This is a genomic window from Clostridium sp. 16K-1-R1 (genome assembly GCF_023921145.1).
GTDB lineage: Bacteria > Bacillota > Clostridia > Clostridiales > Clostridiaceae > Sarcina > Sarcina perfringens.
This window is the reverse complement of sequence record NZ_CP046515.1, coordinates 2,483,155-2,496,423: the sequence shown is the minus strand read 5'-3', so window position 1 is coordinate 2,496,423 and position 13,269 is coordinate 2,483,155. Positions and strand designations below refer to the sequence as shown.

Sequence of the window (13,269 nt, the reverse complement as noted above, 5' to 3'; positions counted from 1 at the left end):
ATTTTGATACCTCCTTTTTGCTTTATGTAAGTTAACATGATTTTGATATAATAGATTAGAAAAATAGGAGAAGATATGGATAATAACTATAGAATTATAGATAATTATATACGTAGTGGTGATAAAGCTCATGATGAAGGGAATTTAATAAAGGCCTTAAATTATTATTTAAGAGCTGAGGAGCTTCTAGAAGGAGAAAGAGATATTGATTTAATAATAAGTATAGCTTTAATGCTAGATGAGTTAGGAGATACTGAAAAGGCCAAGGAAAAATATGAAGAAGCCTTAAGTATAAATAGTTTTGAAGTTAGAGCTTATTATGGATTAGCAGTTATTTATGATGAAAAAGAGGATTATGTAAAGGCTATAGAATTATATAAAAAGGCTATAGATATAAATCCTGTTTATGATAGAGCTATATTCTTCTTAGCAAATGCACTAGATAATGTGGGAGATAAAGAAGGGGCAATAGAGTATTACAAAAAGACAATAGAGGTTTGCAAAGAAGACTTTTGGGCCCATATAAATTTAGGATCTATATATGAAGAAAGAGATATGCTTCAAGAGGCCTATAGAATGTTTTCTAAAGCTCTTCAAATAGATGGAGAGCACTATTTAGCTCTTTTTAATATGGGAGTAATATATAAGAGATTAAATGTATATGATAAGGCTAAGAAATTTTATGAGAAAGCCATTAAAAAGAATTTTGGTTATGCTTTTTCATTCTTAAATTTGGCAGTTATATATAAGGAAGAAAATAATATAGAAAAAGGAATAGAGATATTATCACTAGGTTTAAGATTTAATCCGGAAAATCATTTTTTATATTATAATAGAAGTTGCTTTAAGGCTATTTTAGGAAAAGATTTAGAGGATGCCGCAGAGGATTTAATTAAAGCTGTTGAATTTTATCCAGAATTTATAAAATATATAAATAAAGATAATGATTTAATTGAGGTAAGAAACAGTAATAAGTTTAAAAGTTTCTTAGAGACCTTAGATATTGGTTAATTCCAATATTTAAGGTCTTTTAAATTACAATTAAATACAATAGTTTACAAAAATTAAATAATTTCCTCTCTTTTTTATGATAATGTATATTTATATGGTTATATTTAAGGGGGAAGTATATTGGAGTACATAGAAAATGACTATATGTATTTGAAACTTAGTAAAATTAGAAATTTAGTTAATATTATTATATTTATAGCAATTATTTTATATACTGTATATTTTTTTAATCCACGTACAGCTCTTTATTTATCTACAATTATTGAAACTATATTAGTGTTTACTATAACATTTATTGCTACAACTGTATTTAAGTTTTCTAATAAAAAGATTTTTAAATTAATAGGTATTTATTTATTATTAGTTGCCATATTCAAGTTTGATATACTTGTTTATTTAATAGCCTTTTGGAGCGAAAAAGAAATAATTCAATGTTTAGATTTAAAACCAGTAGCTATTTGTACTGTTTTAGAAAGTGTATATTGCTTTATGATAATAGCATATGTAAAGTCAGTAGATTTAAATATAAAATTAATAGTTTGTTTTTTTAGCATAGTGTCATTAATCAGTATATTTTTTTATGATATAAGTGTTTTTTGGGGGATATCAACAGTCCTTCTTTTAATAATTTTATGTCTTTTAAGAAATTTTAAACTTTTTAAAAATAATTTATTAAATTATTTAAAGTTATTTGTGCTAATAAATTTATCTATAGTAGTATTAGATATTTTATCATATAGTTTAGGTTTAGAGTCACTTATACTATTAGGTGATATATTAAAAATATCAATCTATTTAATTATATATGTTTGGATTTCAGAAATGCTTATTATAAAACCATATAAAACTCTACATGAAGATATAATTGATAAAAATAAAAAACTTAAAATATTAAATAAGAAAATGGAAGAGAGTAATAATGAGTTTAAAGAATTTAAGAAAAAATTAAGAGATAATGAAATTTATTTTAGGAACTTTTTAAATAATGCACCTATGTCTATAGCGATTTTAAATAATGATAATCATAGGATTTTTGCTGTGAATAAAAGATTTTCACATGAATTAAATTTAAAAAGTAATAGAGAGGTAATAAATAAGAACTTATTTAAAATAATAAATATTGAAAATAAAGAGGAATTCTTAAGAACAAAAAAGGGAGAAGCTTCATTTGTTACTTCTGGAATAGAAGTTTTTTGGGAGTTAGATATTTTACTACAATCAAAGGGTTACTTAATAATATCAATGAAAAATATAACTGAACTTAAGTTTTCAGAAAAGATAAAAGATAATTTAAGAAAAAGAACCTTATCAGAACAAATAAAAAATGATTTTTTATCAAGTATTTCTCATGACTTAAAAACTCCTATAAATGTTATATATTCATCAGTTCAAGTGCAGGAGAAATTTTATAGTAATGAAAATATTAAAAAAGTTGATTATTATAACCAAGTTAATAAGGAAAATTGTATGACCTTACTAAGGTTAGCTAACAATCTAATTGACTCATCCAAAATTGATTACGATTATTTAAAACCAAACTTTAAAATTTATAATATAGTAACATTGATTGAAGATTCTATAGGAAATTTAGCTGAATATATAAAAGAGAAAAATTTAACTTACGTATTTGATACCAATGAAGAAGAAGTATATGTTAGGTGCGATCAAGAATTTATTCAGAGAATTATTTTAAACTTAATTTCAAATTCAATAAAGCATACAAGGGAAGGTGGAATTGGAGTAGAGATTAAGGCAAAGAAAAGTAAAGTTATTATTAGTTTTACAGACACTGGTGAAGGCATGGATAAAGAATTTATAGAAAAGGCTTTCTTAAGATATAGCAAGGGAAATAAAAAAGGAGTAAAAAATAAAAGTACAGGAATTGGATTATATATTGTTAAGAATTTAGTTGAATTGCAAAATGGAACTATAAATATAAATTCAATTAAGGATACAGGAACAAATATAAGGTTGGAATTTAGTAGGGAGAAAAGTTGTGGAATATAAAGTAGAATATGAAAATCCTAAATTACAATATTATATATTAAGAGTAATATATATATTAATAATACTATCAGCAGTATTGTTTATAAGAAAAGAAAAATATATTATGTTTTATAAATTTTTAGACTTGTCTTCAGTAATAATGTTAGGAACCTCATTATTAATAGGAATAAGCAGTAATGTAGATAAGGAAAAAAACTTAGTTTCTTATACTAATATGGGTATATTTTGGATTATTATTCCTGAGGTTTTTTCTTCATTTGTTTCCTTGGAGTTATATGTAGTAGATAAGATGATAGCTTATAAAATAATAGGCATATTATTTCAGTATTTTATTACCTTTGTAATAGTTTTAGGGAAGAAAAAGGACTTAGCTTTTAAGAAGATAAATAAAATTTTTCTATTATTAAATATTATCTTTAACATTATTTATCTCATAGTAATAAATAATACAAAATTAATGAGAGCTTTTATTAAAGGTGTATATATAAATAATTTTATGTTTATATTTGTTATTATTTTATTTGTAATATTACTAATAGTAATTGTTGCTGATAAAGAAAATACATCTGATAAATTCTTTTATTATTTAATTGCTTATATATTAGTATTCTCCATAGGAAATATTATTTTCTTAAACAATTTTCATAATTTAAGAAATACTTATTTATTAGGAGTTTCCTTTAGTCAAATACTAGACTTCTCAGCATATTACATTTTAGTAGAAGGTATAATAAGATTTTCTTTAAATAAGAATTTTAATAATATAAATAGGATAATGCTCTTAAAAAGAGGTGAATTTAAGAGAAATAAAAGGTATTTAAGAAAAAAAATAGAGGAGCTAAAAGAATTAGAGAATCTTTTAGATAGAGAAGAATTGTTGTTTAATAATATTACTTCAGCCATTGGAGACTATATATTTATTTCTAAGGATGAAAAATTATTTTATTTAAACGACGAAGCCTTGGAATTTTTAGAAGTTGAAAACAAAGAATCCATATTGTTTGAAAGTATGGAAGTATTATATGAAAAAATACTAGAAAAGCAAGTTTATTTAAAAGAGAAAGGAAGTATGGATTCTTATAAAGAAATAATTTTTAAAAATATTAAGGGAGGCTACTCTAATGGAGAATTTTACACAATACCTTTTGGAGATAATTATAAAATTATAATTATAAATGATATTACTAAAAAAAATAATGCTTTAAGATTAAATAAGTATTTAAAAGATAAATTAGAAGAAGAAAATATAAAGGGAGAATTTTTTACAAATATATGTCATGAGTTAAGGACTCCTATAAATGTAATAAGTTCAGCTCTTCAATTAAATAATTTAAATATAGAAAATAGAAATCTTAATTCTATAGAAAGAAATAACCTAGTAATTAAACAAAATTGTTTAAGACTTATAAGGACAATAAATAATTTCATTGATGCTAATAAAATATCAGAGGGACAGATAGAAACAAATATTATGGTTCTTAATGTAGTTGAAGTTGTTGAAAATATATTAGATGCCTCTTCAGAATATATAAGTAAGAAAAAAATAAATTTTATTTTTGATCCTGATTTTGAAGAAATATTCATAGCTATTGATAGTGAGTTTTTAGAAAGAATAATATTAAATCTATTATCAAATTCAGTTAAGTATGGAAGTGAAAATGGAAACATATATGTAAAAATATATTTTGAAGGAAAAGATCTTGTAATAATGATAGAAAATGATGGAATAGCTATAAGTTATGATGAACAAAAATACATTTTTGATAAATTTACTAAAAGTAATAAGGCTTTAAATAGAACACAAGAAGGAAGTGGTTTAGGGCTTTATATAAGTAAATCTCTTATGAAAATGCAAGGAGGGGATTTAAAGGTTGATATATATGAGGGACATGGAAATAGATTTAAATTATATTTTTATGATGTAGATTTATTTAAGGAAACTGATAGAACTGAACATATTTTTAATAACAATTATTACAACTTAAAGGAAAGAGCTGAAATTGAATTTTCTGATATATACATATAATATATATCAAAAGGAATACATATAATTACCTGAGAGGTGATTTATGTGAATATATTCAAGGTTAATGGAAAATTTAATTTAGGTGATTTAATAATAAGTTTGTTAATAACTTTAGGTGGAGGATATGTTATTGGAAAGTTTACTCAGGAGAGTGTACAAGTATATGGCACTTTAAATAAACCTTGGTTTAGTCCACCAGCCATAGTTTTTCCCATAGTATGGACTATTTTATATATACTTATGGCAATAGCAGCCTATAGAATATTTTTAAGGCATAAGCAAGGAGAAAAAACAAAGTCAGCCCTTTGGTTTTATATAATACAACTTGTATTAAATTTTGCTTGGAGCATAATATTCTTTCGCTTTAAGTTATACGGATTAGCATTTATAGAACTCATCATATTATTAATATTTATAGTTATAACCACAATTAAATTTTTTAAGTTTGATAAAATAGCAGGAATTCTTATGATTCCTTATATAATATGGGTTTCTTTTGCTGGAGTATTAAACTTTTTTGTATGGATGTTAAATGAAATGTAATTTAAAAATCCCTCTTATTTTAATAGAATAAGAGGGATTTTTTATTTAGTGCTATAATTATATAGAGATATTTAATAAAAACTTTCTTTAAAATAAAGTATGATTTAAAGAATAGCTAAAGGTAATATTTATTAAACCACATAAATAAAAGGGGGATAAAAAATGTTAATTAAAAATGGGAAAATATTTACCTGCGAAGAAGGTAAAATATATGAAAAAGGTGATATTCTAATTAAGGATGGAAAGATAAGTAGAATTGGGGAAGATTTAAGTCAATACATAGGAGAAGAAGAGGTTATTGATGCTAAAGGACTATTAATATTTCCAGGATTTATTGAAGCACATTGTCATTTAGGACTACATGAAGAAGGAAATAATGGGGCAGGAAATGGAACCAATGAAGCTAGTGAGCCTATAACCCCACAAATGAGATCTATAGATGGAATAAATCCCTTTGATGGAGGATTCCAATCTGCAAGGGAAGCAGGAGTTACCACAGCTGTAATTGGGCCTGGAAGTGCCAATGTAATAGGAGGACAGTTTGCCGCTGTAAAAACAAGTGGAATATGTATTGATGACATGATAATAAAGGAACCTGTAGCAATAAAGGTTGCCTTTGGAGAAAATCCAAAAAGGGTTTATTCTGGAAAGAATAAAATGCCTAATACAAGAATGGCTATTGCAGCTTTATTAAGAGAAACTTTAACAGAGGCTGTTAATTATAAAAATAGAAAAATTGATGCTGAAATAGAGGATAGGGATTTTAGTAAGAATTTAAAATATGAGGCTTTACTTCCATTAATTAATAGAGAAATACCTATGAAAGCTCATGCCCATAGGGCAGATGATATTTTAACTGCCATAAGAATAGCTAAGGAATTTAATCTTAAATTAACTTTAGATCACTGTACAGAAGGACATTTAATAAGTGATTATATTAAAAGAGAAAACTTAGATGCTATAGTTGGGCCAACTTTAAGCTTTAATGGAAAGGCTGAGACTTTAAATAAGACCTTTAAGACTCCAAAGGCCTTAATAGATAAAGGAATTAAAGTGGCAATAACTACAGACCATCCAGTGGTAACAATAGACAATCTTCCTCTTTGTGCAGCTATGGCTATGAAAGAAGGAATTACTTTTAATGAGGTCTTAGAAGCAATAACAATAAATCCAGCTGAAATAATAGGTATTGATGAAAGAGTTGGAAGCTTAAAGGAAGGAAAGGATGGAGATTTAGTAATTTTAAATGGAAGTCCTTTTGAAATAGCTACAAAAACTATTTATACAATTATAAATGGAGAGGTAGTTTATAAAGACTAGGAATAAAAGCAATTTTATATTATAATAAATAATGTTTGAATTTGATTTTTAATATATTTTAGATAAATTAATGGAGCTGTATCAATATAACTTAGTAAAACTTATAATTAAATGCTAAGTTTTGAGACAGCCCTTATTATTTTAATAAGTGAAATAAATTTTTAAATCTGTCAAAGATATAGAAGAGGAGAGAATATAGAAGTTAATATAACAAAAGGATTATAATTAGGAGTGATACTTTGAAAAAGGTAATAATTGCAGAAAAACCATCTGTTGCTAGAAATATTGCAGATGCTTTTAATATAAAAAAGAGAAAAGATGGATACTTTGAAGGCGAAGAATATCTTATAACATGGGCTTTCGGACACTTATTGCAGTTATTTGATGCAAAGGATTATGATGAGAACATGAAGGGATGGAGAATGGAGAAATTCCCTTTTATCCCAGAAGTCTTTAAATATAAAATAAAACAAGATTCTTTAAATAGAAACATCATTGATAAGGGTGCGGAAAAGCAAATAAAGATAATAAAAGGTCTTATAGATAGGGAAGATGTAGATGGAATAATTTCTGCTACTGACTTTGATAGAGAGGGACAAGTAATTGCAGATGAAATTTTCCTATATTTTAGTGAAAAGAAACCAGTATATAGACTTTTATTAAATGAATGGACACCAGATGAAGTTAAAAAAGGAATGGAAAAGTTAAAACCTAATGAGGAAATGCAATCTCTTCAAGATGCTGGTATAGGAAGACAGTGGGCAGACTGGATAATAGGTATAAATTTAACTTCTGTGACAACAATCAAATATAAGCTAAATGATGGACAGATTTTAAATATAGGGAGAGTTCTTCTACCTACTTTAAAAATAATTTATGACAGAGATAAAGAAATAGAGAACTTTAAATCAAGTGCATATTACAAACTTAATGGTACTTTTAAGACTTCAAAAAATGAGGAGTTTGAAGGAACTTATTATGAAAATAATTCAGAGAAGTTTGAAGATAAAAAGGTTTTAGATGAGATTAAAGAAAAGATAAAGGATAAAAATGCTGAAATAATTGAAAAGCAAACAGAAAGAAAAAAAGAATATCCACCATTTTTATTTAATCTTTCTAATCTTCAAGGATACATAACAAGTAAATACAAAGGATGGACTTCAGATAAGGTTTTAAAAGTAGCTCAGTCTTTATATGAAAAGAAGTTTATAACTTATCCTAGAACAGGAAGTATGGCTCTAGAGGAGAGTTTAGTTGATAGAACTAGAAATGTTTTAGAAAAGCTTAAGGTAGGATTACCTTATGAGGAGCAAGTAAAGTTTGTTCAAAATAAAAGGGTTTTTGATAATTCAAAGGTTGAGAGCCATAGTGCCATAGTTCCAACTTACATGAAACCTAATAATTTAACTCAAGATGAGAGAATAGTTTATACAGCAGTTAAAAATAGATTTATTATGCAATTTATGCCTGTAGCTGAATTTGAGGAAACAAAAATAACTTCTAAGGTAAATGATAAAGAGGTTAAGGGCGTATTTATTTCAAAAGGAAAAGTTCAGCTTGTAGAAGGATGGAGAGTTGTTGAAAAAATAGATAGTAAAGATACAATTCTTCCAATGGTAAATGAAAAAGAAGTAGTAGACTTAGTAGATAGTAAAATAAATAAGGTTACTAAAAAACCACCTAAAAAGCATACTGAGAAGACTTTACTTAGGGTAATGGAGACTTGTGGTAAGAGTTTTAAAGAGGATGCAGAGGAAGATAGTGAAGAAATGATGGCTTCAATACTAAGTGGATTTAGTATAGGAACACCTGCTACTAGAGCTGAAACAATTAAAAAGCTTAAGGATGTAGGATATATTACTACAAAGGGAAAAAGTTTAACTTGTACAGAGCTTGGTAGAACCATAGTTGAAATATTCCCTGTTAAGGAACTTTTAGATTTAGAATACACAGGAAGACTAGAAAAAACTCTTTCAGATATAGAAAGAGGGAAGGTTAAAAAGGAAGATTTCTTAAATCTTATAAAAAACTTTACTATAGAGGGAGTTAAGGCTATAAAAAATGATGATTCCATGGCAAAACACTTTAAAGTAGAGGCTCCAGAGGGAGTAGAGGTTTTAGGAAAATGTCCTAACTGTGGAAATCCTGTTATAGAGGGAGAAAGAGGATTTGGATGTGTTAACTGGAAAAATGGATGTAAATATACCATATGGAAAAATGACAAGTATATAGCTTCCTTTGGAAAACAAGTAACACCTCAGATGGTAAAACTTCTATTAGCTAATGGAAAAGTCGGATTTAGAAATTTAAAAAGTAAAAAGGGAAATACCTTTGCAGCATACTTCATATATGAAAAAGATGAAGAAAAAGGTTATTTCACATGGAAGATGGAATTTATTTAATGAAATATATTTTGGAGTTGTATTAAAACAACTCCTTTTTGTTTGGTTAAGAGGAAAGGTTTAAAATTTTAATTATAATCAAAGGTGAATTTGTAAGATAATTTTGATAAATCTTTTTCTTGTAGATTAAAAAACTCATTTTCTATGGGAAATAAAATTCTTCTTCCATGTTGTGGAGGAAGTCCCTTAGGGATAACAACACTTTTAAAGGTTTTATTTAGTACCTCTTTATTATTGGTATCACAAACTGAGATATTAAAATTTTCTAAGTTTTCAAAAGTAGTGTTTTCAGTTGTATTTAAAAAATAAGCATCTATAAATAGAGTATTATCTTCTTTAAACAATTGATTTATTATTAAGTTAAGAGTGTTTTTTTCTGTGGTGAAGGCTGTAATATCATATAAAATTTCTTTGTTTTGAATTTGATCTTCTTTAGAAAAAGTGCTTGCATCTAAGGTTAGAGTATTTGGATTTAATAGAACTGCTAAGGCAAAAAAGCCTAGAATTTTTTTATATATTTTCATTTTAATTCTCCTTAATTATAGATTTATATTTTTAGTATTTCTATAATTAAGAAAATATAGTCATAAAAAGAAAAAAACAGTGAAATTTTATCACTGTTTAGACAAATTTTAATATTAATGCAGATAGCATATATATTGGTGGAGCAAGGAAAACTGTTATTAATCCAGCAACACCTATAGATAATGAACTCATAGCACCATGAGTTTCACCAATTTCTAAAGCTTTAGTAGTTCCAACGGCATGGGCAGCTGTTCCCATAGAAACTCCCATAGCAACTTCATGATCAATCTTAAGTAATTTACATACCATAGGAGCTATGATTGCACCTGTGATACCAGTTATTATTACTGCTATAACTGTGATTGAAGGTATTCCACCAAGTCCGCTAGCTACTTCAACCCCGATTGGTGTAGTAACTGATTTAGGAACTAAAGAAGCAATAAGTTCATGATTTACTCCTAAGAAATATCCCATTATTATAACACAGCACATAGAAGCAAAACTTCCAACTATTATTCCTGTCATTATTGGTACAAAATGATTTTTTAAAAGTTGTAACTGTTTATATAAAGGTACTGCTAAAATTACAGTTGCAGGTCCTAAAAATGCATTTATAAAACTACCACCAATATTATAAGTTTCAAAACTTATATGGCATGAAACTAAAACTGCAATTACAAGAGCAATTGCTATTAATAAAGGGTTTAGTAGTGGAATTTTAGTCTTCTTGTATATGGTCATACCAATTTCAAATGCAAAAAGAGTTAATAAAATTCCGAATAAAGGGTTATTAACAATGTTATTCATTAACTTCATCTCCTAGTAGTTTTTTTTCTTTTCTTCTTATTAAAGCTTGAACAACTAAACCTGTAACTCCTATTACAACAAAAGTTGAGGCTATACAAATAAATAATAATTTAAGAACATTTCCTTCTAATAATCCAACAGATGTCATAAGTCCAACCCCTGCAGGAACGAAGAAGAAGGCTAAATGATCTAAGAAGAATTGAGCAACACAGTCAATAGATTCTACTTTAACAACTTTAGTACATAGTAAAACTAATAATATTAACATTCCAATAATATTTCCAGGTACACTATGTATAAAACTTTTAGAAATAAATTCGCCTAAGAAGTATATAAACACTACAATAAGCATTTCTCTTAAAAGCTTCACTAGATAATCACTTCCTTTTTTTATTAAAAAAATATAAGGAACTATTTTTTAAGTTCCTTATACATTATAGAATGAATTTAAAATTAAAGCTATAATCAAATATCATAATAATTAATGATTTATACTTATTAAAGCGTTTTCTATATCATTTTTTGATAGGTTGCTTAGAATAGACTCATCATACTTAAGTGCTTTATTTAAAAATTCTTTGGCTTTATAAAAATCCTCTTTTTCTTTTGATATAATTCCCATAAAATAGTAGGGTTCTGAAAAATTTACACATTCATCTATTAATTCATCAAAATAAAAGCAAGCTTTTTTTATATCCCCAATTTTATAGAAAATCTCTCCTAAATTAGCTCTTATTATTTGGCTTAATTCATCAACTTTTAATCCTTCATTACTTATTGAAATTGCTTTTTCAAAATCTTCATCTTGAATCAAAACATATCCATAAACTTCATAAAAATCTAGAGAGTTAAAATTATTAGCTTTTAAATCATCTAAGATTTGAAGGGAAGTTTTTATATCATTTAATTTCCAATAAAGTATTGCTTGAAGTAAATCAAGTTGATTTGCATCTTCAGGTAAAAATTTTCTTTTAGATACTATGCTTTTTAAAGTTTCTAAAGCTTCAGTATAAGATCCTATTTTAAGTTCTAAGAAAACATAAGTTTTTATAGCTTTTACATTAGAACTATTACATAGAGCAGCCTTTCTATAAAGAGATAAAGCTTCTTCTAAATTATTAGCCCTAAGTTTTTTAGCACCTTTAAACATATAAATTAAATGCTTATTTATAGTTAATTTAAATATTATAAATGATAGAAGTAGTATGCTCCCCATAGGCACACTTACCTTAATCATTAAGAAAACTATAAAAATTATTGCAAGGACATTCAATAATGTATTTAAAATAGACCTTTTCATAATAATTATCCCCCTTTTAAATATTAGTTTATTAAAGAAATTATACTATATTTATAAGAGGGATAATATTGAATTTTTTAAAGTTAAAGTTAAATTAAATAAAAATCAAAATTTTAATATAACTTTTATAATAAATGTATGTTGTTTTCTTCACAAGTTCTTATCATATCTTCATCCCACATAGATGCTTGAACTTCTCCAATGTGAGCTTTTCTAAGGAAGAACATACATATTCTAGATTGACCAATTCCACCACCTATAGTATATGGTAATTTTCCTTCAAGAAGCATTTGATGGAATGGTAGTTCTTTTCTTTCTTCACATTCTGCTATTTTTAATTGTTTTAAAAGGCTTTCCTCATCAACTCTTATTCCCATTGATGAAAGTTCTACAGCCTCATCAAATAGAGGGTAGTAGAATAATAAATCTCCATTTAATGTCCAATCATCATAGTCTGGACTTCTATCATCATGTTTTTCACCAGAAGCTAATTTTCCACCAATTCCTATTATGAATACAGCGCCAAATTCTTTACATATAGCAGTTTCTCTCTCTTTAGAAGTAAGATCTGGATAACGATCTTCTAATTCCTGTGATGTTATAAATGTTATATCTTCAGGAAGAATTTTTTCTATGTGAGGGTATTTTGCTACTATAAAATCTTCTGTTGCTTTAAAAGTACCATATATTGATTTTACAGTTTCTTTTAAAGTTTCTAAATTTCTTTCTTCTTTATCTATTATTTTCTCCCAATCCCATTGGTCAACATAAATAGAGTGAATGTTATCTAAATCTTCATCTCTTCTTATAGCGTTCATATCAGTGTAAAGACCTTCACCATGTTCAAACTCATATCTATGAAGAGCTAGTCTTTTCCATTTAGCTAGAGAATGAACTATTTGAATGTTAAACTCTGGCATAGCTTTCATATCAAAACTTACAGGTCTTTCAATTCCATTTAGATCATCATTTAATCCTGAACCTTTATTTACGAAAAGTGGAGCAGAAACTCTTGTTAAGTTTAAGTTTTTAGCTAAAGAATCTTCGAAAAAGTCTTTAAGTTCTTTAATAGCAACTTCTGTTTCTCTAAGTGATAATAAAGGTTTATAGCCCTTTGGTATAAATAATTTTTCCATTTTAAACAACTCCTTAATTTTAAATGTAGATATATTTTTTGCTACATATATTTTTTTATAAATTTGTTTGGCCCCAAACAGGTTATTAAAATTTCTTTAAATGTTTTGATTTATACGTATAGTTAAAATAATAAAATTTAAAAATATATTATAAAAGACAATAAAAAAAGCCATCATCCTATATTTTTAATA

Annotated in this window: 11 protein-coding genes and 1 other annotated feature (1 of these 12 only partly in view); of the genes, 6 read left to right on the top strand and 5 right to left on the bottom strand. The window is 26.2% G+C overall.

Annotation, left to right across the window (positions count from 1 at the left end):
• Positions 1-75: 75 nt before the first annotated feature.
• From GOM42_RS11045 to GOM42_RS11020, 6 genes are all read left to right on the top strand, one after another.
• Positions 76-1,011, top strand: a complete 936-nt coding sequence (locus GOM42_RS11045; RefSeq protein ID WP_011010716.1) for a tetratricopeptide repeat protein — start codon at positions 76-78, stop codon at positions 1,009-1,011.
• A 120-nt stretch (positions 1,012-1,131) separates the two neighbouring features.
• On the top strand, positions 1,132-3,018 hold the full coding sequence (locus tag GOM42_RS11040) for a HAMP domain-containing sensor histidine kinase (protein ID WP_011010715.1): 1,887 nt from the start codon (positions 1,132-1,134) through the stop codon (positions 3,016-3,018).
• Positions 3,008-5,044, top strand: coding sequence for a HAMP domain-containing sensor histidine kinase (locus GOM42_RS11035; RefSeq protein WP_110077230.1), 2,037 nt, complete (start codon positions 3,008-3,010; stop codon positions 5,042-5,044). Before GOM42_RS11040 ends, GOM42_RS11035 begins: the two co-directional genes overlap by 11 nt.
• 45 nt (positions 5,045-5,089) lie before the next feature.
• Positions 5,090-5,587 carry a TspO/MBR family protein gene (locus GOM42_RS11030; protein WP_060670921.1) on the top strand — a complete coding sequence of 166 codons (498 nt, stop codon included), beginning with the start codon at positions 5,090-5,092 and terminating at the stop codon, positions 5,585-5,587.
• Positions 5,588-5,749: 162 nt separating this feature from the next.
• On the top strand, positions 5,750-6,907 hold the full coding sequence (locus tag GOM42_RS11025) for an amidohydrolase (RefSeq protein ID WP_060670920.1): 1,158 nt from the start codon (positions 5,750-5,752) through the stop codon (positions 6,905-6,907).
• A 239-nt stretch (positions 6,908-7,146) separates the two neighbouring features.
• Positions 7,147-9,309, top strand: a complete 2,163-nt coding sequence (locus tag GOM42_RS11020; protein WP_110016125.1) for a type IA DNA topoisomerase — start codon at positions 7,147-7,149, stop codon at positions 9,307-9,309.
• Positions 9,310-9,377: 68 nt separating this feature from the next.
• On the opposite strand, the gene GOM42_RS11015 is transcribed toward GOM42_RS11020, so the two are convergent.
• From GOM42_RS11015 to asnA, 5 genes are all read right to left on the bottom strand, one after another.
• On the bottom strand, positions 9,378-9,833 hold the full coding sequence (locus tag GOM42_RS11015) for a hypothetical protein (protein ID WP_003451736.1): 456 nt from the start codon (positions 9,831-9,833) through the stop codon (positions 9,378-9,380).
• Between the two features lie 97 nt (positions 9,834-9,930).
• Complete coding sequence (locus tag GOM42_RS11010) at positions 9,931-10,641, bottom strand: LrgB family protein (protein WP_003470678.1); 711 nt, start codon at positions 10,639-10,641, stop codon at positions 9,931-9,933.
• Positions 10,634-11,011, bottom strand: a complete 378-nt coding sequence (locus GOM42_RS11005; RefSeq protein ID WP_003451739.1) for a CidA/LrgA family protein — start codon at positions 11,009-11,011, stop codon at positions 10,634-10,636. Before GOM42_RS11005 ends, GOM42_RS11010 begins: the two co-directional genes overlap by 8 nt.
• Before the next feature lie 111 nt (positions 11,012-11,122).
• Positions 11,123-11,941 (bottom strand): hypothetical protein, encoded by an 819-nt coding sequence (locus GOM42_RS11000; RefSeq protein ID WP_003461934.1) that lies wholly within the window; start codon positions 11,939-11,941, stop codon positions 11,123-11,125.
• Positions 11,942-12,066: 125 nt separating this feature from the next.
• Complete coding sequence (gene asnA / locus GOM42_RS10995; RefSeq protein ID WP_003470951.1) at positions 12,067-13,077, bottom strand: aspartate--ammonia ligase; 1,011 nt, start codon at positions 13,075-13,077, stop codon at positions 12,067-12,069.
• A 187-nt stretch (positions 13,078-13,264) separates the two neighbouring features.
• Positions 13,265-13,269, bottom strand: a binding site (T-box leader) (it continues 255 nt past the right edge of the window).